Raw genomic sequence first — 23411 nt, 5'->3', positions numbered from 1 at the left:
GATCCTCAGTCATTGGTCGCTCTGGTCGATCATCGGTCGCTCTGGTCCATCCGGTCGGTGTGGGGCGCGATCGGGTGACGGGCGTGCGGCTTCTATAGTGACTGAACGAGGGGCCGGAAAATTCCTCGATGCCCGGCCCGGAGGGAACGATCATGACGACGGTTCGCGAGGCTGCGCCCGAGGGGCGGTACGGCCGGACCGAGGATCAGCGTGCGGACCGCAAGCTGAAGATCGTCGGATCGGTCCTGGGCGTCGCCCTGCTCGGTGTGATCGGGTGGATCGGCTACGACTACGTGGGCAACCAGGGCATCAGCGGCGAGATGATCAAGTTCAAGGTCGTCTCCGACACCCGGGCCGACGTCCACCTGGAGGTCCGCAAGGACCGCGAGGGCCATGGCTACTGCGTGGTGCGGGCGCTCAGCGAGGACGGCTCCGAGGTGGGCCGCAAGGAGGTCCGGTTCGACCGGGCCGAGGACCGGATCGACGAAATCGTCACCGTGGTGACCCGGTCCCGGGCGACCGCGGTCGAGCCGATGGGCTGCACGGCCGACGACGGCCCGCGCGGCTGATCCGGACGCACCAACTCCGGACATACCGCGCCTGACCTGCGACGATACGAGGCACGGCGGCGGTTCGGGGCGTGTGACGGTTTACCTTCTCCCCCTTTTCCTGGGGAATTGTTAGGCTCGTGGTTTCGCCCACCCGCAGAGGCACATGCTTCTGGGTAGGGCGATGCTTTGTATTCCCAGCACTTCCCAGTACCGACGAGGAGCACCTGTGACTCAGACCAGCGAAAACGTCACCTGGCTCACGCAGGAGGCGTACAACCAGCTCAAGGCCGAGCTGGAGTACCTGTCTGGTCCCGCGCGCACGGAGATCGCCGTCAAGATCGCGGCGGCCCGCGAGGAGGGTGACCTCCGGGAGAACGGCGGGTACCACGCGGCCAAGGAGGAGCAGGGCAAGATGGAGCTGCGGGTCCGCCAGCTGACCCAGCTCCTGGAGCACGCGAAGGTCGGCGAGGCGCCGGCCGACGACGGCGTGGTCGAGCCCGGCATGGTCGTCACGATCGCCTTCGACGGCGACGAGGACGACACGCTGACCTTCCTGCTCGCCTCCCGTGAGTACGCCAGCACGGAGATCGAGACGTACTCCCCGCAGTCCCCGCTCGGCCTCGGTGTGAACGGCAAGCGGACCGGCGACGACGCGGACTACGAGCTGCCGAACGGCAGGACCGCCTCGGTGAAGATCCTGGCGGCGAAGCCGTACACGGGCTGACGTCCGGCCCACCACGACGCATCCGACGACGCGGGAGCCCCGGCCTTCTCGATGAAGGCCGGGGCTCCCGCGTCATGGGCCGGTTCTCGGTGGCTCAGGAGGCGGCCGAGCGGTACTTGCGGACCGCGAGGGTCCGGAAGACCACGATGATCAGCACCGACCAGATGACCGAGGCGATGATCGGGTGCTCCATCGGCCAGGCCCCGGTCACGGACTTCGGCACGCCCGGCATCGTGTTGCCGAACAGCTCGCGGGCCCCCGCCACCGTGGCGCTGAACGGATTCCACTCGGCGACGTGCTGGAGGAACGTCGGCATGCCGGTGACCGGCACGAAGGCGTTCGAGATGAACGTCAGCGGGAACAGCCAGATCAGCCCGCCGGAGGTGGCCGCCTCCGGGGTGCGGACGGACAGGCCGATCAGCGCGCCGATCCAGGAGAACGCGTAGCCGAGCAGGAGCAGCAGCAGGAAGCCGCAGATCACCTTGCCGATGTTCTCGTGGGTGCGCCAGCCCACCAGCAGGGCGACCCCCGCGAGGACGATGAGGGTGAGGGTGGTCTGGACGAGGTCGGCGAGCGTCCGTCCGGTGAGGACCGCGCCCCGGGCCATGGGCAGCGACCGGAAGCGGTCGATGAGCCCCTTGTGCATGTCGTCGGCGATGCCCGCGCCGGCGCCCGCGGTGGCGAAGGTGACGGTCTGGGCGAAGATGCCCGCCATCAGGAACTCCTTGTACAGCTGCGGGTCGGTGGAGCCGCCGATGCTGATCGAGCCGCCGAAGACGTAGGTGAACAGCACCACGAACATGATCGGCTGGATCAGTCCGAAGATCACCATCTCGGGGATCCGGGTCATCCGGATCAGGTTCCGTCGGGCGACGACGAGGGAGTCCTTCACGGACTGCGTGACGCCCCCGGAGGGGCGCGGGACCAGCTTGGGGGCGTCCTTGGCGATCGCGCTCACCGGGCGTCCTCCTTGTCCTCGTTCTGGTTCGCCTCGGCCGCGTGACCCGTGAGGGAGAGGAAGACGTCGTCGAGGGTGGGCCTGCGCAGGGCGATGTCGTCGATCTCCACGCCCTGGGCGTCCAGGTCGCGGATGATCTCGGCCAGCAGCTTGGCCCCGCCGCTCACCGGGGCGGTCAGCTTGCGGGAGAGCTGGACGACGGTGACCTCGCCCTTGGCGAGGGAGGTCAGGACGGCACGGGCGCGCTCGATCTCGTCGGGGCGGTGCACGACGACCTCGACACGCTCGCCGCCGGTGCGGGCCTTGAGCTCGTCGGAGGTGCCACGGGCGATGACCTTGCCGTGGTCGATGACGCAGATGTCGTTCGCGAGGCGGTCGGCCTCCTCCAGATACTGCGTGGTCAGCAGCAGGGTCGTACCGCCCGCCACCAGGTCCTCGATGACGTCCCAGAGCTGCTGCCGGTTGCGCGGGTCGAGGCCGGTCGTCGGCTCGTCCATGAACATCACGGGCGGCGAGACGACGAGCGCCGCCGCGAGGTCGAGGCGCCGGCGCATACCGCCGGAGTACGTCTTGGCGGTGCGGTCGGCGGCGTCGCCGAGGTTGAACCGGTCGAGCAGGACGCCCGCGCGGGCCTTCGCGTCCCGGGCGCTCAACTGGTAGAGCTGCCCGACCATCTGGAGGTTCTCCCGGCCGGTCAGATACTCGTCGACGGCGGCGAACTGCCCGGAGAGCCCGATCGAGCGGCGTACCTCGTTGGGCTTCTTGAGTACGTCGATCCCGGCCACGGTCGCCGTGCCGCTGTCCGGGCGCAGCAGCGTGGTCAGCACCCGTACGGCGGTGGTCTTGCCCGCGCCGTTGGGCCCGAGCAGTCCGAGGACGGTGCCCTCGGGGACGTCGAGATCGACACCCCCCAGGGCCCGGACGTCACCGAAGGTCTTCACCAGACCCTCGGCGTGGATCGCACCTGGCATGGAGGGACTCCCCCGTCACTCGTGGACGACTGTGCCCGCACGGAGCCGGTGCCGGCAGGAGGCCGGTGCCCGTACGCGCCTACTCGGCGATCCTAGGATTCGGAGGCCCACATCGCGCGGCAAACAGCCGGATCCGGCCAGTCGGTGCGAAACGCGCGGTCAGCCCAGGACCCGGTAGCCCTCCGAGCGCAGTGTCTCCTCGACGTCCGCGCAGTGTCGCGGGCCCTTCGTCTCCAGATGCAGGTCGACCTCCGCCTCGGTCAGCCCGAGGCGCGGGTCGGTGCGGACATGGCTGATGTCGAGGACGTTGGCGTCGGCCACGGTCAGCGTGGCCAGCAGGGCGGCGAGCGCCCCCGGGCGGTCGGTGAGCCGCAGCCGCAGGCTGAGGTAGCGGCCCGCCGCGGACATCCCGTGCCGCAGGATGCGCTGCATCAGGAGCGGGTCGACGTTGCCGCCGGACAGCACGGCCACGACCGGTCCGCGGAACGCCTTCGGGTCGCTGAGCAGCGCGGCCACCGGGCTGGCCCCGGCGGGCTCGACGACCAGCTTGGCCCGCTCCAGGCAGAGCAGCAGCGCACTGGACAGCTCGTCCTCGGTGACCGTGCGGACCTCGTCGACCAGCTCCTCGACCAGCGCGAACGGTACGTCGCCGGGACGGCCCACCTTGATGCCGTCGGCCATCGTGGCGGGCGCGTCCAGCGAGACGGGGTATCCGGCGGCGAGGGAGGGCGGGTAGCAGGCGGCGCCCTCGGCCTGGACGCCGATGATCCGGACGTCGGGACGCAGGGCCTTCACCGCGACGGCGACGCCCGCGGCGAACCCGCCGCCGCCGATACCGAGGACGATGGTGCGGACCTCCGGACACTGCTCCAGGATCTCCAGGCCGACGGTGCCCTGGCCCGCGATGATGTCGGGGTGGTCGAAGGGGTGGATGAAGACCGCGCCGGTCTCCTCCGCGTACCGCTGGGCTGCGGCCAGGGTCTCGTCGACGACCTGGCCGTGCAGCCGCACCTCGGCCCCGTACTCCCGGGTCGCGGCGACCTTGGGCAGGGGCGCCCCGACGGGCATGAAGACCGTGGAGCGTACGCCGAGGAGGGACGAGGCGAGCGCGACGCCCTGGGCGTGGTTCCCGGCGCTGGCGGCGACCACCCCGGCCGCCCGCTCCACCGGGGTGAGGCCGGAGATCCGGACGTAGGCGCCGCGCAGTTTGAAGGAGCCGGTGCGCTGGAGGTTCTCGCACTTGAGGTGGACCGGGGCGCCGACCAGCTCGGTCAGATGGCGGCTCCCCTCCAGCGCGGTCACCCGGGCCACCCCGTCGAGCATTTTCTGCGCGCCCCGGACGTCGTCGAGGATCAGGGCCGGGTGGTGGGGGGTCGCGCGGAAGTTCATGCCCGCAAGTCTTGCAGCTCGGACCGGGCGCGGCAGACTTGTCCATGGCGGCCTGCGGTGGTGTCCGCAGGTTTGTGCGGCACTGGTACACGTTGCCCCGGGGCCGCGTACTCTGTCCCCCACTCATCCGACACCGCACGAAGAGAGTCCCCGGCCATGCCCCCTCAGGACATGACGACTGCTGCGTCTCCTTCCGGGGGCGCCGCCCCCGAACACCCGGGCCCCGACCGCCTGCTGGACGCGCTGCAGCACCAGGTGGCGGTCTTCGCCCGCCGTGCCGAGCAGACCCGCCTCGGCGGTGTCGGCCAGGTCCGCAACTCGATGGACCGGGCGGCGTACCTGCTGCTCAACCGGCTGGACAAGGAAGGGCCGATGGGCGTCAAGGCGCTGGCGGCCGGGATGGGCATCGACTCCTCGACGGTGACACGGCAGGTCGCGCCGCTCGTCGACACCGGTCTGGTCAAGCGCACGTCGCACCCGGAGGACGGCCGGGCCGTGGTGCTCCAGCTCTCCCCGCGCGGTCAGGCCCGCCTGGAGGAGGTCCGCGCCTCGCGGCGTGAGCTGATGTCGCAGGTGACGGACGGGTGGACGGAGGAGGAGCGGGACACGTTCTGCGCCCTGCTCACCCGTTTCAACGGGTCGCTGGCCGCCCGGCAGGCCGCGTACCAGCCGCCACAGCCCGACTGACGCCCGTACACGTCGCTTCCCCGTGTCCGGACTCTTGACCGGGGCGGTGCACCGGGGCTCGTATGTGGTGCATGGCAGAGCGGGCGACCCATCGGGACCGGCTCCGCGCCCTGGAGTTCGAGGCCTTCGTGGCGGGCGCGGGCGGACGCCTGCTGCACACGGCGACGCTGCTCACCGGCGAGCCGTCGCAGCCGCCGGGCGCGTATGTCCGGGCCGAGGCCCTGCTGCGCGCGGCGCTCGCCCGTACGTACGCCGACTGGGACCGGCTGCACGGCGGCGACCCCTACGACCGGGCCCGCCGGGAGCTGGCCCTCCGCTTCGCCCGGGAGGCCCGGCGCCATCAGCGGCCGCGCGGCGGTCTGCTGGACCGGCTGACCCCGATCGAGCGGCTGGTGCTGGTCCTGCGGATGTACGAGGAGGTCGGCGAGGACCAGACGGCGGCGCTGCTCGGGCTGCCGGCCGACCGGATCCGCGCGGTGTGCGCGCGGGCGGTGGCGACGCTGCGGTCGGATGCCCCCCGGGGCCGGGTGACGCCGTGAGCGCCGGACGGCGGGATCCGGACCCGCGCGAGGAACAGGTCCGGCTGATGCTGGACGGCCCGCATCCGGTTCTGCCGCCCGGCCTGGCCGCGCAAGCGGTCCGGCACGGGGGACGCCGGATGCGGCTGCGCCGGGCGGCGCACCGGACGGCGGGCTGGCTGCTGGCCGTGGTGCTCGTCGCGTTCCTGGTCTGGGTCGGCGTCGAGCAGCCGTGGGCGACGGAGCCCGCCCAGGTGACTCCGCCGTTGGAGGGCTGGTGAGCCGTGGGGCTCACGGTCCGGGAGGCCTACGCTGGAGAAGGCGGTTGTCGTACGAGCCGAGGAGGCCGTGATGACGAGGAAGACCGCGGACTGCCGCAAGTATCCGAGCGAGATGAACTGCACCCTCACCCTGACCGGTGAGGAGGACGAGGTCGTCCGGGCCGCGGGCGAGCACGCGGCGTCGGTCCACGGACACGAGGACACTCCCGAACTGCGTGAGCAGATCAGGGGAATGCTGGAGGACGCGGACGAGAAGGTGAGCGCCTGAGCACCGGAACGCCGGAGGCGCCCGCCGTCGTAGGCGGGCGCCTCTGTGACGACGTGTACCGGATCAGCCCAGCGCCTGCGTGAGGTCGGCGAGCAGGTCGTCGCCGTTCTCGATGCCGACGGAGATCCGGACCAGGTCGGCCGGGACCTCCAGCAGGGAGCCCGCGACCGAGGCGTGCGTCATCCGGCCCGGGTGCTCGATCAGCGACTCCACGCCGCCGAGGGACTCTCCGAGCGTGAACAGCTTCGCCCGGTCGCAGACCTCGATCGCCGCTTCCTCGCCGCCCGTGACGCGGAAGGACACCATGCCGCCGAAGGTCTTCATCTGCTTGGCGGCGACCTCGTGGCCGGGGTGCTCGGGCAGGCCCGGGTAGAACACCTGGGAGACCTTGGGGTGGCGGGTCAGCAGATCGGCGATCCTGGTGGCGTTCTCGGTGTGCCGGTCCATGCGGACGGCGAGGGTCTTGATGCCGCGCAGGACGAGCCAGGCGTCGAAGGGACCTGCGACCGCGCCCATGGCGTTCTGGTGGTACGCCAGTTCCTCGGCGAGCTCCGGGTCGCTGACGACGAGCGCGCCGCCGACGACGTCGGAGTGGCCGCCCATGTACTTGGTGGTGGAGTGCACGACGACGTCCGCGCCGAGCGCGAGCGGCTGCTGGAGGTAGGGCGAGGCGAAGGTGTTGTCGACGACGAGGCGGGCCCCGGCCTCGTGCGCGACCTGGGCGACGGCGGCGATGTCGGTGATGCCGAGCAGCGGGTTGGACGGGGTCTCCACCCAGACCGCCTTGGTGCGCGGGGTGATCGCGGCCCGTACGGCGGCCACGTCCGAGGTGTCGGCCACGGAGAACTCCACGCCCCACCGCGAGACGACCTTCGCGAACAGCCGGAACGTGCCGCCGTAGGCGTCGTTCGGGATGACCACGTGGTCGCCGGGGGTCAGCAGCGTACGCAGGAGGCAGTCCTCGGCGGCGAGGCCGGAGGCGAAGGCGAGGCCGCGGCGGCCGCCTTCGAGGGCCGCGAGGTTCTCCTCCAGGGCCGTACGGGTCGGGTTGGCGCTGCGGCTGTACTCGTATCCGCCGCGCAGACCGCCCACGCCGTCCTGCTTGTAGGTGGAGACCTGGTAGATCGGCGGAACCACCGCGCCGGTGAGGGGGTCGGCGGTGTTCCCCGCGTGGATGGCGAGGGTTTCGAAGCTGTGCTGGTCGCTCATGGGCCCGAGCGTAGTTCGTGGCGGAGGCACTTACCGGCCACTTGCCGCTCCGGGGACAATGGGGCCATGGAGATTCTGTTGTTCCTGCTCGCGATGTGCATGCTCGCGGCGGTCATCGGCCCCTGGGTGATGCGCCGCCGGGGCGGTATCCGCCAGGTCGCCCCCGGTTCGCCGGACGCCGCCGACCCGGACACGTACGGCTTCGCCCGGCAGGAGGAGCTGGACGTCCGGATGCCGGGCCCCGACCAGGACCTCCTGGACGTGCTCGACGTGGTCCAGCGCACCCAGGACTGGCGGGCGGCCTCCCAGCTGCTGGCCGGGACGCCGAAGGAGGGCGAGGTGCGCTGGCAGCGCGTGCAGGCCTTCGCGGGCGCGGCCTCGCTGGAGCTGGCGCAGCAGCCGGGCAGGGGCGGCTCGTGGCTGCGGGCCTGGCGCGCGGAGTCCCCGAAGGACGCGGGCGGCGCGGCGGTGCACGCGGAGTTCCTGGTGCAGCAGGCGTGGCGGTCCTCGGCGGCGGGCAGCGACGACTTCCGGATCATCCTGGAGGAGGCCCGTACGGTCTGCGGCGAGGCGGCCCTGCTCGCGCCGGGCGACCCCGTGCCGTACATCGTGGAGCTGGCGGTGGCCCGGGGCCTGGGCTACACCCCCGAGCAGTTCGACCAGCTGTGGGCGAAGATCATCGACCGGGCCCCGGCGCACCTGGGCGCCCACATCGCGGCGCTGCACTTCCACTCCGAGCGGTGGCACGGTTCGCGCAAGGACGCCGAGGCCTTCGCCACGGCCGCCGCCGCCCGCGCCCCGCAGGGTTCGCTGCTGGCGGCGCTGCCGCTGTTCGCGGTGTACGAGCACCTGCCGGAGGTCAACCTGGTGCAGGGCTTCTACCGCAGTCAGGTGGTGACGAAGGCGGTCGAGGGCGCGATGTTCGCGGTGCACGCGGCCCGCCAGGACGACCCGATGCTCGCCCATGTGCGCCACCTCCTGGTGCTGTTCCTGGTCCACATGGAGCGCTGGTCGGAGGCGATGCACCAGCTGATCCGGGTCGACGGCCACGTGGGCGCGCTGCCGTGGACGGCGGAGGCGGACCCGGCCGCGCAGTACACGGTCTACCGGGCGCTGGCGGTCGCGGGGTACGAGGCGAACGGCGGCAGCCCGGCGACGCTGCGGCACTGATCTCCGTACGGCTGCTGCCGCACGGAGCGCGGCAAGGGGCGCCGGCGCTGAGCACGGTGCGGTAACAGCTGCTGACCAGCACTGATTTGCGTTGCCGCCGCTTCGTCCGGTGCGACATACTCCGGATTCCCCCCACACGCACGTTCGACTCGCACGTTCGGCCTCCATGGTCGATACCCACGGTCGACGCGCCCCCTTGTTCACTTCGCGTACCGACCCGGCGCCCCGCGCGCCCGTGGGCGGGGCGCGTCTTCCTTTCCCGTGGGGGGAACCGCCCGATGGGCCCAACACTGCGCGCCGCGCGCGCTCTCGTCCTGCTTGCGGGCTTCTACCTGCTCGGCCTCGTCCTGCTCGCAGCCCTGGCCGCCGTCGACTGGGCGGCGGCCGTCCACACCCCCGGCCCCTTCGCGCTGAAGGTCTTCATCGTCAGCGCCGTGCTCGCCGTCCCGATCGTCCGGGGCATGTTCATGCTCCGGACACCCCCGGACGAGGACGTGCCCGGCGTACGGGTGGACGACAGCAACGAGCCACGGCTCTGGCAGACCGTGCGGGACATCGCCCAGCAGGTCGGGACCCGCGCCCCCGACGAGATCCTGCTCACCGGCGACGTCAACGCGACGGTCGGCGAGGACTCCCGCTTCCTCGGGCTGGCAGGCGGTACCCGGCGGCTCCACATCGGACTGCCGCTGATGACGGGCCTGTCCGAGACTCAGCTGCGGGCCGTGCTGGCCCACGAGATGGGCCACTACGGCAACGCCGACACCCGCCTCGCCGCCATCTCCGAACGCGGTCGTGTCCACGTGCTGCGCACCATCGCCCACTTCGAGGCGCGCGCCGGCGCCAAGGTCTCCAAGGAGCGCGCCCGGCAGGAGAAGAAGGCCGCCGCAGCCGTCGCCAAGGGCAGGAAGGCGAAGGAGGTCGACACCACCGGCACCGGCTTCACCTACCGGGCGATGGCGCGGCTGTACACGGTGTACGGGACGTTCTATCTGCGCGCCACTCTGTCCGGCTCCCGCCGCGCGGAGTTCGCCGCGGACATCGCGGCGGCCCGGATCGCGGGCCGCGACGCGACGGCGTCGGCGCTGCGCGAGATCCCGGTCATCGACGCGGCCCACGACTTCTACCTGAACTCCTACGCGACGCTCGGCGCCGACGCGGGCCTGCTGCCGCCGCCCGGTGAGTTCCTGGGCGGTTTCCGCCGTCTGCTGGCCGCCCGCCACGAGGAGCTGGACGCGATGCGCGGCGGCCGGCTGCCCGCCGAGCCCGTTTCCCCGTACGACTCCCACCCGCCGATCGCCGAGCGCGTCGCCCGGATCGAGGCGCTTCTGGACGACGGCCGCGCCTCGGACCCGGTCCGTCCGTCGCTGTCGCTGCTGACCGACGCGGAGGGTGCCCTCGCCGCCGTCGAGGAGACTCTGCTCACACCGGCCGCCCAGGGGCTGCGGCGGCTGGACTGGCCGGAGCTGGTGCACGCCGCGATGAGCGTCCACACCGAGCGGTCCGCTCAGCGGTTCGGCGCGCTGGTGCTCGGGACGGAGGGCGGCGAGGCCCGGACGGAGCGCGGCGACGGCACGCCGGGGCGCGAGGCCGCCGGCATGTCACGGCCCGAGCCGGAGGGCGACGGCGCCGGAACGCTGGGGGCGCTGCTCGACGCGATCGACGCCGGTGCGCTGTGGCGGATCGCCGAACGGCTCCCGCGCTCCGAGGCGGCGGCCGCCGCGACCGGCCGGGCAGCCCGCGAGTTCGCCCGTCCCCAGCTGCGCGCGGGACTGTCGCAGCTGGTCAGCGCGGAGTACCTGCGCCAGGGCCGGGCCCGCTGGCAGCTGTCCTGGACGGAGTCCGCCGCGCTGGAACTCCCGTACGGGCACGCGGACGAACTCCCGGCCGCGCTGGAGGCGGCGGTGGCGGACCGCCCGGACACGGGGCCGCTGCGCGCGCTGCTGGCACCGCCGTCCACGCCCCAGGCCTCCGAACCCGCCCCGGCCCCGGCCCCGAGCTCCACCGTGTAGCCGCCGACTGCTCCACCCGGTTCCGACTCCGGCTCGGGCTTTGGCTCCGACTCCGGCCCGTGAACGTCCACGGAACCGTCATCGTCCCCAACTCCATCCCCTCCCCGTAGAGAGACGCGAAGTGATCACCGTGCTCTGGGCCGTTCTGGCCGTCATCGCCCTCATCGTCCTGGCCATCGGCCTCTGGTTCCTGAAAGCCATCGTGCAGGGCGCCCTGGAGGGCTGGCGGGGCGACGGTTCGGAGGAGCCCGACGGCCCGTACGTCCTGCCGGAGGAGTGCGCGGCCCTCGGACTGCTTCCCCCCGACCGGCAGAACACGGACAGTGCGAGCCCGGTGCCCGCCGAACTGACCGCGGCGCTCGACGCGGTGGGGCGCGGGGAGTGGGAGCCGGCCGCCGAGCTCATGGGGCGTACGGCCACCGAGCGCGACTGGGAGAACCGGTCGGCGTACGCGTACGAGCTGGCCGACAAGGCCGCGCAGGACGACACATGGCTGCTGGCCTGGGAGACGGCACGCCCTGACGACCCGGACGCGGCGGTGGTGCGGGCCCGCAGCACGGTCTGTCTGGCCTGGGACATCCGGGGCGGCAAGCGGGCCCAGTACACGACGGGTGAGCAGTTCCGGGGCTTCCACGCGACGCTCCAGCGCTCGCGCGCCGAGACGGAGCGGGCCGCCGAGCTGAACCCGGAGGACCCGACCCCGCACATCACGGAGATCTGGACCGCGCTCGGCCTCGGCTACCCGCACGCGGAGATGGACCGGATCTGGGCCGCGATCACCGAGCGTGCCCCGTACCACTACGAGGCGCACTTCTCCGCGGTCCAGTACTGGTGCAAGAAGTGGCGCGGCTCGCACGAGCTGGCCCGGGCGTTCGCCGACGAGGCCGCCGCGAAGGCACCGCTGGGCAGCCTGCTCACCGCGTTCCCGCTGATCGTGCACTTCGAGCATGACGAGACCACGGACCAGGAGGCCGACCGGACGCCGGAGATGACGGCCCGGGTCGACGCCGCCCTCGCGGACGTGGCCGCCGCCGACCCGGCCCACCCGCGGCTGGCGGAGGTGCGCCATCTGCTGGCGTACTACCTCTCGCTCCAGGACCGCGACGAGGCGGCGGTGGAGCAGTTCCGGCTGGTGGACGGTTACGTGAACGCCCTGCCGTGGCGCTACCGGACCGAGCCCGCCGAGGAGTACTGCTCCCTGCGCGACCAGTCGGTGCGCGCGGCGCCTGCGACCGTCTGAGCCGGGGCGGGGCAGGGCGGCGGGGCGTGGAGGGAAAAGCGCCCCGCCCCGTCCGCGCCCCGGAATCCCGGCGGCCGCTCCCGTGTTGTACGTACCGAACACCGACCCCGGAGGAGCCCCCGCATGTTCCTGAACCACCGCACCCCCGTGCTCCCCACCCCGGAGCAGGCCCTGCGCGGCCGTCCCGTTCCCGAGTTCACCGTCCCCTCGCGCCACACGGTCCTCGGCAACCCGCTGGTGGGCCCGTATCCGGAAGGCCTGGAGGTGGCGGACTTCGCGCTGGGCTGTTTCTGGGGCGCGGAGCGGAAGTTCTGGCAGACGGAGGGCGTGTGGACGACGCTGGTCGGCTACCAGGGCGGCTACACGGAGAACCCGACGTACGAGGAGGCCTGCTCGGGCCTGACCGGCCACACGGAGGCGGTACGTGTCGTCTTCGACCCGGCCGTCGTGTCGTACGAGGAGCTGCTGAAGCTGTTCTGGGAGTCGCACAACCCGACCCAGGGCTTCCGCCAGGGCAACGACGTGGGCACCCAGTACCGCTCCGCGATCTACACCCACTCCCCCGCCCAGGCAGCGGCGGCCGACGCCTCCCGTGAGGCGTACCAGAAGGTCCTGACGGCCTCCGGTCACCAGGAGATCACCACGGAGATCCTCCCGGCCGAGGGCCGGCCGTTCTGGCCCGCCGAGGCGTATCACCAGCAGTACCTGGACAAGAACCCGGGCGGCTACTGCGGCATCGGCGGCACGGGCGTCTCCTGCCCGGTCGGCGTGGCCCCGGCCGAGGGCTGACCGGACCGACCGCCCCGGGCCCTACGGCTCCTCCTGGCCGCACTGCTCGTCCCGGCCGCACTGCTCGCCCTGGCCGAGCATCGCCGGAAGCAGCCGCCGCAGCAGCCGTACGAACGGGGCGTCCCGGTCGGCCGGGGGCGGGGCGTCCGCCGACGCCCGTCTCAGGCCGCCAGCAGCACGCCACCCATCGGGCCCGCCGGGCCGGTCGGACGGACCGGACCCGTCGGTGCCGCCGGCCCCGCGGCCCGGTGCCCGCCCGCCGTCCCCAGCGACCGGGACCGGCTCCGGGTGCGGGCCGCCGTGAGGCTCACCAGCCGCTCACCGGCCAGCGCCAGGATGTCCGCAAGGCTCAGGCCGAGCGCCTGGGCGGCGGCGGCCAGCACCTCGGACGAGGCCTCCTTGCGGCCGCGCTCCACCTCGGAGAGGTACGCCATGGAGATCCGGGACGCCTCGGACACGTCCTTCAACGTCCGTCCCTGTGCCCGGCGTTCACGGCGCAGCACCTCCCCGACGAGGTCGCGCCAGAGCGGCTCGCGGGGCAGGCCCCGGGGTGTCGGGTCCGCCGCCGTCGGGAGCGGGCGCAGGGGGATCACGTCGGCCTGGTTCGTCGTTCGGATCGTCACCGTCCCAGACTAGGAGCGCGACGCTCCCCCGGCACGGGGCGGGCGTTGCGCTCCGGGCGGATCTGCTGTCGGCGAAGTTCCGTGACAGACGGCTGTGTTCGCGGAACGGGCGGTTCGGCGACGGTAGTAGGCGATCGCGAGAGCAAGGGTGATCGGCCCCCAGGCGGCGATGGGGCTGACGCACACCGCCGCCAGCAGCTGCCAGGCGTCACTGGTGTATTCGACGGTGTCGACGACGCCGTACAGGGTGAGGTCGCGGTCGTCGCCGACGGGGACGGCCGTGAACAGGAAGGTGAGGATCAGACCGCCGAGGACCGCCGGGACGAAGGCCGCCATCGGCCGGACGCGTCTGCCGCCGATGAGCGGTATCCAGGCGGGCGCCACCTCGCCCCAGCCCCGGACCAGCCCTATGGTCAGAATCGCGATCGCTTCCGTCAGGACGCTGAGCCCGAGGACGTACGGAATGCTCAGCCAGTAGGCAGGCAGGTCGCCCGTCTGCACCTGCCCCATCTCGAAGTGCAGGGCGAAGGGCAGCCGCCACAGGCACGCCGGCAGCAGGAGCAGCGGAAGCGCGTGGGCCAGCCGCATCGCCCAGCGGGGGACGGGCCGCTCGGTGTCCCCCACGGGCGGGGGTCGATGGAAGAGCTTCGGTGTCATGGCTCCACCCTCGTGGGGCAGGCACGACGGCGAATCGCCCGCGCGGGCCGGACCGCTCCCCCGCGCGGCTGAGGCCGTACGCGCCGGTCTCAGCCGCGCGGAGCAGCGCTCGCCGGGGAGGCGGGGAGCCGGAGGGCCGGGGAGACATCGACGCCTCTTTGGCCCTTCTCGCCCCCGGCCTCCCTCAGATCAGCCCCTGCGCCAGCATCGCGTCCGCGACCAGCTCGAAGCCCGCGATGTTCGCGCCGACCACGTAGTTGCCGGGGCTCCCGTACCGCTCCGCCGTCGTGTAGCAGGAGTCGTGGATGTGCCGCATGATCTCGGCGAGGCGCTCCTCGGTGTGGGCGAACGTCCACGAGTCCCGCGACGCGTTCTGCTGCATCTCCAGCGCGCTCGTCGCGACCCCGCCCGCGTTGGCCGCCTTGCCCGGGGCGAAGGCGACGCCCGCCTCCTGGAGGACCCGGACCGCCTCCGGCGTGGTGGGCATGTTGGCGCCCTCCGCGACCGCCTTGACCCCGTTGCGTACGAGGTGCAGCGCGTCGGCCTCGTGCAGTTCGTTCTGCGTGGCGCAGGGCAGGGCCACATCCACGGGGACCGTCCACACGCCCGTACCGGGTACGAACCGGGCGTGGGCGCCGCGCCGCTCGGCGTACTCCGCGACCCGGCCCCGGCCCGCCTCCTTGATCTCCTTGAGGAGGGCGAGGTCGATGCCCTTCTCGTCGACGACATAGCCGCCGGAGTCCGAGCAGGTGACGACGGTCGCGCCGAGCTGCTGGGCCTTCTCGACGGCGTAGATGGCCACGTTGCCCGAGCCGGAGACCGCGACGGTCTGGCCCTCCAGGGACTCGCCCCGGCTGCGCAGCATCTCGGCGGTGAACAGGACCGTGCCGTAGCCGGTGGCTTCCGTACGGGCCTGCGCGCCGCCCCAGCCGAGGCCCTTGCCGGTGAGGACGCCGGACTCGTAACGGTTGGTGATCCGCTTGTACTGGCCGAAGAGGTAGCCGATCTCCCGGCCGCCGACGCCGATGTCGCCGGCGGGCACGTCCGTGTACTCCCCCAGGTGGCGGTGGAGTTCGGTCATGAACGACTGGCAGAACCGCATGATCTCCGCGTCGGACCGGCCCTTGGGGTCGAAGTCCGCGCCGCCCTTGCCGCCGCCGATGGGCATGCCGGTGAGGGCGTTCTTGAAGATCTGCTCGAAGCCGAGGAACTTCACGATGCCGAGATTGACCGAGGGGTGGAAGCGCAGCCCGCCCTTGTAGGGGCCGAGCGAGCTGGAGAACTCCACCCGGAAGCCGCGGTTGACGTGGATGTCGCCGGAGTCGTCCGACCACGGCACCCGGAAGATCAGCTGACGCTCGGGCTCGCATATGCGCTCGATGATGCGGGCGTCGACGAACTCCGGGCGCTGAGTCAGCACCGGCCCGAGCGTCTCCAGGACCTCCCGGACCGCCTGGTGGAACTCCTGCTCCCCCTGGTTGCGGCGCAGGATCTCGGCGTAGAGCGGCTCAATGACACGGGCCGCGGCGTCCTGCGTGCGGGCGGAGTCGGGCGAGTCGGGGATGACCGGCATCTGATCAAGACCTTCCGTGGTCGGCTCGTACGCGTCGGCGCCCCCGTCCCGGAGGACGCCACCGGTCAGATTCTCCCGTGCGGGCCGACGATCTTCGAGGACCATCCACATACTGACCATGATCAGGCGTTTTCCCCCACTGCGGCCCCGCACCCGTACGGGGGCATCCGCGCGTCCGCCGTGCGGCCCCCGAGGAACAACGCCCCGACGCCGTAGTTACCCGTCAGGAACGGGGACACCTCGCCTGACGATCAGTCATGATGCCCCCATGACCAAGCCACGGGGGCGTCGGAGAGGGCTGCCTCCTGACGCGTTACGGGCCTCGCGCGGGGCGCACCGGGCCGCGAACCGCCCCGTGCGGTCCCGCTCGGCCCCTGCCCCGCCGCCGCCCGTGCGCGCGCCCGCCCGGGCGGCGTATCCGGCGTACGCCCGTCCCTCGGTCCACCCCGGCCCCGGGCCCCACAGACAGCCGCGCGTCCCCAAGGGCACGGGAGACATGCGGCGCTATCTGGCGGTCGGGCTCGACGCCTATCTGTGCCTGCTGGCCGTGGGGCTGCTGGTGCACTCCTGCCTGGACTCGGGCGGGACGGGGCACGCGATCGCCCTGCTGGTCGTCCAGCTGATCGTGCTGTCGTTCGCCAATCAGGTACTGCTGACGATGGCCGTCCGGGCGAGCGCCGGAAAGCTGATCATGGGCGTCCGGGTGATCCGGCTCCCCGACGCGGGCCGGCCGGGCTTCCGCAGGCTGGTGCTGCGCTGGCTGTACGGGCTCCTCTGGCTGCCGCTCCAGCCCTGGCGGCGGCTCCGCGGCCCGGTGACACCCCGCGGCCCCGAGCGCCCCGCGGGTTGCCCCGCCGAGCCCTGCGAGGACCTCGCGGGGGTACGCCAGGTGCGCCGCAGCGACCTGCGGTCCTACCGGGCGGCGGTGCGGGGGCGTCCGGACTGAGCCCGGTCTTCGGCCTCCTGCGCCGTACGATCGCGCGCCGCCCGCATCGCCGCCGCCGTGGCCGACGCGTCGTACTCCGGGCCGACCCCGGGAACGATCACCACGTCGCCGTCGATGTGCCGGGTGCGCAGCGGCAGGATCTCCTGGTAGGCCGGGGACGCGTACCAGGCGTGGGCCTCCGCCGTCCCGGGAAACCCGACGATGACCAGCGCGCCCGGCCAGGCCCCCTCCACCACCTCCACCTCGGCGCCATGGACCAGGAAGCGGCCTCCGTAGGGCTTCATGGTGGCCTGGATCCGCTGGAGGTAGCTCAGCACCTCGTCCTCGACAGGGGCGTCGGTGGTGCGCAGGTGGGCGATGGCGTACGCGGTCATGATCCGGCCCTCCGGAAGGTGGTCGGGGCGGTTCCCCTGGACATCCACGATGCTGCCGGGCGGGGCGGAGACCGTCGATTACCTCGGAGGTCATGCCGGCGGGAGCGGCCAGGACCGGAGCCGACCCGAGCGGGACACGCCGAAGGCGGCGGTCCCGGGGCTCCGGGGCCGCCGCCTTCGGGCGGGGACGGGGGTGGTGCGGGTGGTGCGGGGAAGAGGAACCGGCGGACCGGGAAGGGGAGCCGGTGGGCGGATCAGGCCTGGGAGCCGGCCGTCCACTCGGCCCAGCTCATGTTCCAGCCGTTGAGGCCGTTGTCCGGGGTGATCGTCTTGTCCGGGGAGTTCTTGACGATGACCACGTCGCCGATGAGCGAGTTGTTGTAGAACCAGGCACCGGGGGCGTTGGGGTCGTTCGCGCCCTTCACGTCGGCGAGGCCCACGCAGCCGTGGCTGGTGTTGGCGTTGCCGAAGATGCCCTTGCCCCAGTAGTTGCCGTGGATGAAGGTGCCCGACGTGGACAGGCGCATGGCGTGCGGCACGTCCTTGATGTCGTACTCGCCCTTGCCGTCGTCATCGGTGAAGCCGACGGTGGCGCCGTTCATCCGGGTCTCCTTGTGCTTCTCGGAGATCACCATCTGACCGTTGTACGTGGGGTTGTCGGGGGAGCCCGCGGAGATCGGGATCGTCTTGATCGTCTTGCCGTCGCGGGTGACCGTCATCTGCTTGGTCTTCGCGTCGACGGTGGAGACCTGGTTACGGCCGATCTTGAAGGTGACGGTCTTCTGCTGGACGCCGAAGACGCCGTCCGCGCCCTCGACCCCGTCGAGCGCCAGCTTCAGGGTGACGGTGGAGCCGCCCTGCCAGTAGTTCTCCGGGCGGAAGTCCAGGCGCTGGCCGTTGAACCAGTGGCCGACGACCTCCTGGCCGCTGCTGGAGCTCACGGTGATGCCGTCCTGGACGGCCTTCTTGTCCGTGATCTCCTTGTTGAAGTTGATCGAGACGGGCATCCCGACACCGACCGTGGAGCCGTCCTCGGGGGTGAAGTTCCCGATGAAGCTGTTGTCGGGCGAGACGGTGGTGAAGGAGCTGTTCTCGTGGGCCTTGCGGCCCTTCGAGTCCTCCGCCGTGGCGTCGATCTTGTAGGTGGTGGAGCGCTCCAGCTGAGCCGCGGGCTTCCAGCTGGAGCCGTCGGCCGCCAGGGTGCCCTCGACCGGGGTGCCGTCCGCCGTGGTCATGACGACCTCGGTCAGCTTGCCCTTGGTGACGGAGACCTGGGCCGCGTTGTTGATGCTGGCGTTGGTCGAGCCGTTCTTCGGCTTGATCGTTATCTGCGCCTCGGAGGCGTCCGCGGCCGCCGCCTTGTCCACTTCCTGCTGCGACGACTCCGAACTCCCGGCGCTCGTCTTTCCGCCCTTGTCGCCGTCGTCGGTACAGGCCGAAAGCACCAGCACGCCGCCGAGCAGTGCGGACACGGCCATGAGGCCCTTGCGCCGCTTGCTGTCCGTCATCACACGCTTCTCCATCGTTGCCGAACTCCCCAAAATCCCCGGACGGGACCGCCAGGCGGCTATTCCCCGTCAATGTTCCAAGAACACCCGGAAAGGGCGGTCCGTTCCGCATCCTCGACAGATGTGGGGAACACCACTCATCGACGCCGCCCCGGCGGTCCTGGTTCCCGTTGCCGGGTCCCGGTTTCCGTCACCGCACGGCGCGGCCCCGGTCCGCCGGTGAGCGGGGGCCGGGGCCGGTGTCCTCACATGTCACACCCGCTGCGCGGGGTCACCGTCCTCGCCGTCGTTCTTCCCATTGTGCGCGACCGTGTCGCCGTACCCCTCCTCGTCGTCCGCGTCCCGCGGCAGGAAGAGACCCTCCTCGCCGTCGTCCGCGTCGTCCCAGCCCTCCGCGTCGGGGTCGTACTCGATGGACTCGCTGCTCCACGATGCCTGGGCGAGCTCCACCCCGGGCACCTCGCTGACCAGGTCGAAGGGGTCGACCAGCGAGGCGAGGGCCTCTGCGCCGTCTGCCCGGACCGTGGCCTCGGCATGCATCCGCTCCTCGGCACTCTCGCCACCGCCGATGCCCGCGACGGGCTCCCCGTACTCGGCGGCGATCGATTCGAGGGCGGTGCCGGTCAGGGCGTCGAGGTCGGTGACCTCCAGCACCATCTCGACGCGAAGTCGAACAAACCTGGATGTCTCATCTGTGCTCATGGCCGGAGCGTACGGCCCGGCGCGGCCACGACTTTCCACCGACCCGCTGCTTTGCTTAGCATCGGCCCACGGGGCTAACTCATGGTTGTCGCAAGGGGATCGAATCTGTGTCCGTCGCTCGTCGCACACTGCTGACCGCCACCGCCGCAGGCACGCTGCTGGCCGCTCTCTGGTTCGTCCCGTCGGCCAACGCGACCGGTGAGAACGCCGAGCAGCGTGGCGGCCCGGCCGCCACGTCCGACCGGACCGCCGGTCAGGCCGACGACGCCTCCGAGGCGCGCCTCGCCGACACCGGTCCCGGCCTGGACACCACCCCGTATCTCATCGGCGGCACGGCCCTGTTGGGCATCGGCGCGGGCTTCGTCACCTACTCGGTACGCCGGTCCGGGACGCGCTCGGCCTACTGACCCGGTACCGACCTGAAGGTGGGTCCCCGCACCCCCCGGCGCGGGGACCCACCTTCGGACGCGTACGGGGCCGGCTTCCCCCCGGCGCGTACGGGGCCGGATCAGGCCAGCGGCCCGGTCACCGGCTCCACGGCCGCGACCAGGCGCCCTTCCCGTACGAACGCGTCGGCGGCGGCCAGGTCCGGCGCGAGGAAGCGGTCCGGGCCCGGGCCCTCGGCGCCCGCGGCGCGCAGCGCGGCCACAGCGGCCTGCGAGGCGGGGGCGGGTACCAGGCCCTCGGCGGCGCGGAGTTCGACGGCGCGGGTCGCCGCGTACAGCTCGACGGCGACGATCCGGGTCAGGTTGTCCACGGCGGTACGGAGCTTGCGCGCGGCGGACCAGCCCATGGAGACGTGGTCCTCCTGCATCGCGGAGGACGGGATGGAGTCGGCGGAGGCGGGGACCGCGAGCCGCTTCATCTCGCTGACCAGGGCGGCCTGGGTGTACTGGGCGATCATCAGACCGGAGTCGACCCCGGCGTCGTCCGCGAGGAACGGGGGCAGGCCGTGCGAGCGGTTCTTGTCGAGCAGCCGGTCGGTGCGGCGTTCGCAGATGGAGCCGAGGTCGGCGGCGACGATCGCGAGGAAGTCCAGGACGTACGCGACGGGCGCGCCGTGGAAGTTGCCGTTGGACTCGACCCGGCCGTCGGACAGAACCACCGGGTTGTCGACGGATGAGGCCAGTTCACGCCCCGCGACGACGGCCGCGTGGTCGAGGGTGTCGCGGCCCGCGCCGTTGACCTGGGGGGCGCAGCGCACCGAGTAGGCGTCCTGGACCCGGGGGGCGTCGTCCTGGTGATGGCCCGTCAGCCCCGAACCGGCCAGGACCCGCAGCATGTTGTCCGCGCTGACGCCCTGGCCGGGGTGCGGGCGGATGGCGTGCAGCTCGGGGGCGAGCACCTTGTCCGTGCCGAGCAGCGCCTCCAGGGAGAGGGCGGCGGTGATGTCGGCGGAGGTGTAGAGGTTCTTCAGGTCGGCGAGGGCCATGACCAGCATGCCGAGCATGCCGTCGGTGCCGTTGAGGAGGGCCAGCCCTTCCTTCTCGGCCAGCTCCACCGGGGTGATGCCGTGGGCGGCGAGCAGTTCGCCGGCCGGGCGGACCGTGCCGTCGGGGCCCTCCGCCTCGCCCTCGCCCATCAGGGTGAGCGCGCAGTGCGAGAGGGGCGCGAGGTCGCCGGAGCAGCCGAGCGAGCCGTATTCGTGGACGACGGGCGTGATGCCCGCGTTGAGCAGGTCCGCCATGGTCTGCGCGACCTCGGGGCGTACGCCGGTGTGGCCGGAGGCGACCGTCTTCAGCCGGAGGAACATCAGCGCGCGGACGACCTCGCGCTCGACGCGCGGGCCCATGCCGGCCGCGTGCGAGCGGACGATGTTGCGCTGGAGCTGAGCGCGCAGCTCATGGCTGATGTGGCGGCTGGCGAGGGCGCCGAAGCCGGTGGAGACGCCGTAGACCGGTTCGGGCTTGGCGGCGAGCGCGTCCACGATGAGACGGGCGGCGGCGAGGGCTTCCACGGCGGCTGCGGAGAGCTCGGCCCGGGCGCCGTGGCGGGCCACGGCGACGACGTCCTCGGCGGTGGTTCCGGACGTCCCCACCACGACAGTGTGCATATCCATATTCAGCAGCGTACGGACTGAAACCCCCCATGTCACTAGTGCTGCCGCACGGGGCCCCTTACGGCACCGGCGGGCTCACGGACGGTTGCCGCGCAGCCTGCGCCGGTCGTGCGCGGACTTCGGCGGGGAGTCCGCGAGCCGGATGACCTCGCCGTCCCGCCCGGCCACCACCGGCCCCTTGGAGCGGGCGGCCTTGGCGCGGTACTGGGCGGCGTCCGCGAGCCGGAACAGCCGCCGGGCCGAGCGGACCGGCCCGATCGGGTCGCCGGTCGACGCGACCCCGCAGGCGACCCCGTCGCCCAGCTCGATCACCGCCGCCCGGTCGCAGAGCTCGGTGGCGACCCCGACCACCGCGTCGGCCGGGGGGCCTGCCGCGAGCAGGCAGAACTCATCGCCCCCGAGCCGGGCCGCGAGCGCCTCGGGCAGCATCGCCCCGCACAGCGACAGCACCGAGCCGAAACGTTCCAGCAGGCGGTCGCCGACGGCGTGGCCATGGGTGTCGTTCACCGCTTTGAGGCCGTTCAGGTCGCAGACGACGAGGCTGACGACCGTGTCGTCGACCCGGTGCCGCTCGACGGCCTCGTCGAGCTGGATGTCGACCGCGCGGCGGTTGGCGAGGCCCGTCAGCGGGTCGGTGAAGGCCAGTTTGCGGACCTCCTCCAGGCGTTCGGTCTGGGCGATCCCGGAGGCCACGACGGCGGCGAGCACGGTCGCGAAGTCGGCGTCGGCGCGGTCGAAGACGGGCTGCCCGGCCGGTCGCGCCACATACAGCTCGCCCCACGCCCGGCCGTGCAGCACGATCGGCGCCACCACGCAGCAGCCCCGTCCGCGCCGCCGCAGCGCGGCGACCCGCTGATGGCAGTACGGGCGGGCGCCGCGCGCCGGACCGCCCGCGCCGGCCAGCCCGTCGGCGGTCTCCACCCAGGCGTCGGGTTCGCCGCCGCCGGCCCAGCGCTCGTGGAGGAACTCGGTGATCTCCGGGAACTCGTGGACCGGGTAGGCCTCCTCCTCGGGAAACTCCTCCTCCCCCTCGGCCCGTTGCCCCGCGTTCACCAGCACCCGCAGCCTGCCCCGGTCCCGCTCCCACACGGAGAGCGCGGCGAAACTGCCGCTCAACGCCTCACAGGCGCCCAGCGCCGCCGCCCGCCACGAATCGCGCGGCGTGTAGGCCGCGGCCATGGTCTGCGCCAGCGAAACCACGGCCCGCAGCCGTTCGTCGTCACCACCCATTTCTACAGCCTATGTAGATTTGCCCTCTTTTGATCAGTTTGGTGCGTATCCAAGGTCAACTATTTCGCACGGGAAGATCACCCTGCGTCACGCACGGGCGTCGTCACTCGCCGGGCCAGTCCGGGCGACGCTTCTCGTTGAACGCGGCCACGCCCTCCGCCCGGTCGCCGGAGAAGGCCACCGACCGCCAAGCCGCGTCCTCGACCTCCAGGCCCGCGCGCAGATCCAGCCCCTGCCCCAGCCGGAGCGCCTTCTTGGCCGCACGCAGCCCGACCGGCGAGTTGGCGGCGATCCGGCCGCCCAGCGCGAGGGCCTCCTCGCGGTCCCGGCCCGCCTCGACCAGCTCGTCCACCAGCCCCAGGTCGCGCGCCTCGGCGGCCTCGACGCGGCGGGCGCTGAACACCAGCTCGGCGGCGCGGGCCGCGCCCACCCGGCGCGGCAGCAACTGCGTACCGCCGCCGCCCGGGATGACACCCACGGACACCTCGGGCAGCCCGACCACGGCGGTGGTGTCGGCGACGATCACATCGCAGGCGAGGGCGAGTTCGAAGCCGCCGCCGAGGGCGAAGCCGTGCACGGCGGCGATCACCGGCATCGGCAGCTCCAGGACCCCGGTGTAGGCGGCACGGGCGGTGGGCCGCTGGCGGACGAGGTCGGCGTCGGAGAAGGAGTTGCGCTCCTTGAGGTCCGCGCCCACGCAGAAGGCCCGCTCATGGCTGGAGGTCAGGACGGTGGCCCGGACGTCCCGGTCGGCGCCGAGCGCGTCACAGGCGGCGGCGATCGAGCGGGCCATGTCGGTGGAGACGGCGTTCATGGCCTTGGGGCGGTCCAGGACCAGCTCGGCGACATGGTCCTGTCCCTCGTGCCGCCGTACGACGACGAACTCCCCGAACCGCTGCTCGGACGTGACGGTCATGGCTGCACCCCTGTCGGTCGACTGCGCCCGTTAACGAGCGTTATCCGCCAGGAATCCTA

Annotated in this window: 25 protein-coding genes; 12 read left to right on the top strand and 13 right to left on the bottom strand. The window is 72.3% G+C overall.

Annotated elements, in window-relative coordinates; genetic code table 11:
• The first annotated feature begins 152 nt into the window (after positions 1–152).
• Complete coding sequence (locus CCZ36_RS22675; protein ID WP_069738069.1) at positions 153–569, top strand: DUF4307 domain-containing protein; 417 nt, start codon at positions 153–155, stop codon at positions 567–569.
• Positions 570–777: 208 nt separating this feature from the next.
• Positions 778–1275: a transcription elongation factor GreA gene (greA, locus tag CCZ36_RS22670; protein ID WP_006127137.1), complete on the top strand. Its 498-nt coding sequence runs from the start codon at positions 778–780 to the stop codon at positions 1273–1275.
• A 94-nt stretch (positions 1276–1369) separates the two neighbouring features.
• Here the strand turns inward: greA and CCZ36_RS22665 are convergent, their stop codons facing one another.
• From CCZ36_RS22665 to ilvA, 3 genes are all read right to left on the bottom strand, one after another.
• Positions 1370–2233: an ABC transporter permease gene (locus CCZ36_RS22665; RefSeq protein ID WP_128818435.1), complete on the bottom strand. Its 864-nt coding sequence runs from the start codon at positions 2231–2233 to the stop codon at positions 1370–1372.
• Positions 2230–3204 (bottom strand): ATP-binding cassette domain-containing protein, encoded by a 975-nt coding sequence (locus tag CCZ36_RS22660; protein WP_069738053.1) that lies wholly within the window; start codon positions 3202–3204, stop codon positions 2230–2232. The genes CCZ36_RS22665 and CCZ36_RS22660 overlap by 4 nt, the downstream gene beginning before the upstream one ends.
• Before the next feature lie 159 nt (positions 3205–3363).
• Entirely contained in the window at positions 3364–4593 is a 1230-nt protein-coding gene (ilvA, locus tag CCZ36_RS22655; protein ID WP_069738052.1) for a threonine ammonia-lyase, read from the bottom strand.
• A 156-nt stretch (positions 4594–4749) separates the two neighbouring features.
• Here ilvA and CCZ36_RS22650 point away from each other — a divergent pair, with 156 nt between their 5' ends.
• The 4 genes from CCZ36_RS22650 to CCZ36_RS22635 all read left to right on the top strand — a co-directional run bounded on the left by CCZ36_RS22650 (position 4750) and on the right by CCZ36_RS22635 (position 6347).
• The gene (locus CCZ36_RS22650) at positions 4750–5280 is read left to right on the top strand and encodes a MarR family winged helix-turn-helix transcriptional regulator (RefSeq protein ID WP_006127133.1); all 531 of its coding nucleotides are present in this window, start codon (positions 4750–4752) and stop codon (positions 5278–5280) included.
• A gap of 71 nt (positions 5281–5351) precedes the next feature.
• Entirely contained in the window at positions 5352–5819 is a 468-nt protein-coding gene (locus CCZ36_RS22645) for a sigma factor-like helix-turn-helix DNA-binding protein (protein WP_128818434.1), read from the top strand.
• Positions 5816–6079, top strand: coding sequence for a hypothetical protein (locus CCZ36_RS22640; RefSeq protein WP_069738050.1), 264 nt, complete (start codon positions 5816–5818; stop codon positions 6077–6079). The genes CCZ36_RS22645 and CCZ36_RS22640 overlap by 4 nt, the downstream gene beginning before the upstream one ends.
• A gap of 70 nt (positions 6080–6149) precedes the next feature.
• Complete coding sequence (locus CCZ36_RS22635; protein ID WP_069738049.1) at positions 6150–6347, top strand: DUF1059 domain-containing protein; 198 nt, start codon at positions 6150–6152, stop codon at positions 6345–6347.
• A 63-nt stretch (positions 6348–6410) separates the two neighbouring features.
• On the opposite strand, the gene CCZ36_RS22630 is transcribed toward CCZ36_RS22635, so the two are convergent.
• Positions 6411–7556 (bottom strand): cystathionine gamma-synthase, encoded by a 1146-nt coding sequence (locus tag CCZ36_RS22630; protein ID WP_069743578.1) that lies wholly within the window; start codon positions 7554–7556, stop codon positions 6411–6413.
• 66 nt (positions 7557–7622) lie between these two features.
• On the opposite strand from CCZ36_RS22630, the gene CCZ36_RS22625 reads away from it, so the two are divergent.
• From CCZ36_RS22625 to msrA, 4 genes are all read left to right on the top strand, one after another.
• Positions 7623–8726 (top strand): hypothetical protein, encoded by a 1104-nt coding sequence (locus CCZ36_RS22625; RefSeq protein ID WP_069738047.1) that lies wholly within the window; start codon positions 7623–7625, stop codon positions 8724–8726.
• Positions 8727–9004: 278 nt separating this feature from the next.
• Complete coding sequence (locus CCZ36_RS22620; protein ID WP_128818433.1) at positions 9005–10735, top strand: M48 family metallopeptidase; 1731 nt, start codon at positions 9005–9007, stop codon at positions 10733–10735.
• Positions 10736–10859: 124 nt separating this feature from the next.
• Positions 10860–11975, top strand: coding sequence for a hypothetical protein (locus tag CCZ36_RS22615; RefSeq protein ID WP_199888441.1), 1116 nt, complete (start codon positions 10860–10862; stop codon positions 11973–11975).
• Positions 11976–12098: 123 nt separating this feature from the next.
• On the top strand, positions 12099–12764 hold the full coding sequence (gene msrA, locus CCZ36_RS22610) for a peptide-methionine (S)-S-oxide reductase MsrA (protein WP_069738045.1): 666 nt from the start codon (positions 12099–12101) through the stop codon (positions 12762–12764).
• A 161-nt stretch (positions 12765–12925) separates the two neighbouring features.
• Here msrA and CCZ36_RS22605 read toward each other — a convergent pair whose 3' ends face one another.
• The 3 genes from CCZ36_RS22605 to gdhA all read right to left on the bottom strand — a co-directional run bounded on the left by CCZ36_RS22605 (position 12926) and on the right by gdhA (position 15617).
• Positions 12926–13387: a helix-turn-helix domain-containing protein gene (locus tag CCZ36_RS22605; RefSeq protein WP_176734653.1), complete on the bottom strand. Its 462-nt coding sequence runs from the start codon at positions 13385–13387 to the stop codon at positions 12926–12928.
• 9 nt (positions 13388–13396) lie between these two features.
• Complete coding sequence (locus CCZ36_RS22600; RefSeq protein ID WP_128818432.1) at positions 13397–14044, bottom strand: hypothetical protein; 648 nt, start codon at positions 14042–14044, stop codon at positions 13397–13399.
• A 184-nt stretch (positions 14045–14228) separates the two neighbouring features.
• On the bottom strand, positions 14229–15617 hold the full coding sequence (gene gdhA, locus CCZ36_RS22595; RefSeq protein WP_069738066.1) for an NADP-specific glutamate dehydrogenase: 1389 nt from the start codon (positions 15615–15617) through the stop codon (positions 14229–14231).
• A gap of 496 nt (positions 15618–16113) precedes the next feature.
• Between gdhA and CCZ36_RS22590 the strand changes: the two genes are divergently transcribed.
• Positions 16114–16563, top strand: coding sequence for an RDD family protein (locus tag CCZ36_RS22590; RefSeq protein WP_069743583.1), 450 nt, complete (start codon positions 16114–16116; stop codon positions 16561–16563).
• Here CCZ36_RS22590 and CCZ36_RS22585 read toward each other — a convergent pair.
• The 3 genes from CCZ36_RS22585 to CCZ36_RS22575 form a co-directional block, all read right to left on the bottom strand.
• Positions 16530–16937, bottom strand: coding sequence for a DUF1330 domain-containing protein (locus tag CCZ36_RS22585; protein WP_128818431.1), 408 nt, complete (start codon positions 16935–16937; stop codon positions 16530–16532). The two genes, CCZ36_RS22590 and CCZ36_RS22585, sit on opposite strands and share 34 nt — an antisense overlap.
• Positions 16938–17191: 254 nt before the next feature.
• Positions 17192–18460 (bottom strand): L,D-transpeptidase, encoded by a 1269-nt coding sequence (locus tag CCZ36_RS22580; protein ID WP_069738042.1) that lies wholly within the window; start codon positions 18458–18460, stop codon positions 17192–17194.
• Between the two features lie 237 nt (positions 18461–18697).
• A complete protein-coding gene (locus CCZ36_RS22575) occupies positions 18698–19147 on the bottom strand; it encodes a hypothetical protein (RefSeq protein ID WP_234427927.1) in 450 nt (149 codons plus the stop codon).
• A gap of 107 nt (positions 19148–19254) precedes the next feature.
• On the opposite strand from CCZ36_RS22575, the gene CCZ36_RS22570 reads away from it, so the two are divergent.
• Complete coding sequence (locus CCZ36_RS22570) at positions 19255–19554, top strand: hypothetical protein (RefSeq protein WP_069738040.1); 300 nt, start codon at positions 19255–19257, stop codon at positions 19552–19554.
• Between the two features lie 101 nt (positions 19555–19655).
• Here the strand turns inward: CCZ36_RS22570 and hutH are convergent, their stop codons facing one another.
• From hutH to CCZ36_RS22555, 3 genes are all read right to left on the bottom strand, one after another.
• Positions 19656–21206: a histidine ammonia-lyase gene (gene hutH / locus CCZ36_RS22565; protein WP_128818430.1), complete on the bottom strand. Its 1551-nt coding sequence runs from the start codon at positions 21204–21206 to the stop codon at positions 19656–19658.
• A 75-nt stretch (positions 21207–21281) separates the two neighbouring features.
• Positions 21282–22436: a GGDEF domain-containing protein gene (locus CCZ36_RS22560; protein WP_069738038.1), complete on the bottom strand. Its 1155-nt coding sequence runs from the start codon at positions 22434–22436 to the stop codon at positions 21282–21284.
• 103 nt (positions 22437–22539) lie between these two features.
• Complete coding sequence (locus tag CCZ36_RS22555; RefSeq protein WP_069738037.1) at positions 22540–23352, bottom strand: enoyl-CoA hydratase/isomerase family protein; 813 nt, start codon at positions 23350–23352, stop codon at positions 22540–22542.
• Positions 23353–23411: the final 59 nt, after the last annotated feature.

Source organism: Streptomyces sp. S063 (assembly GCF_002832675.1).
In the GTDB taxonomy this organism is placed as follows: domain Bacteria; phylum Actinomycetota; class Actinomycetes; order Streptomycetales; family Streptomycetaceae; genus Streptomyces; species Streptomyces sindenensis.
Note: the sequence above shows the minus strand (reverse complement) of the source record. Positions and strands in the feature narration are given on the sequence as shown.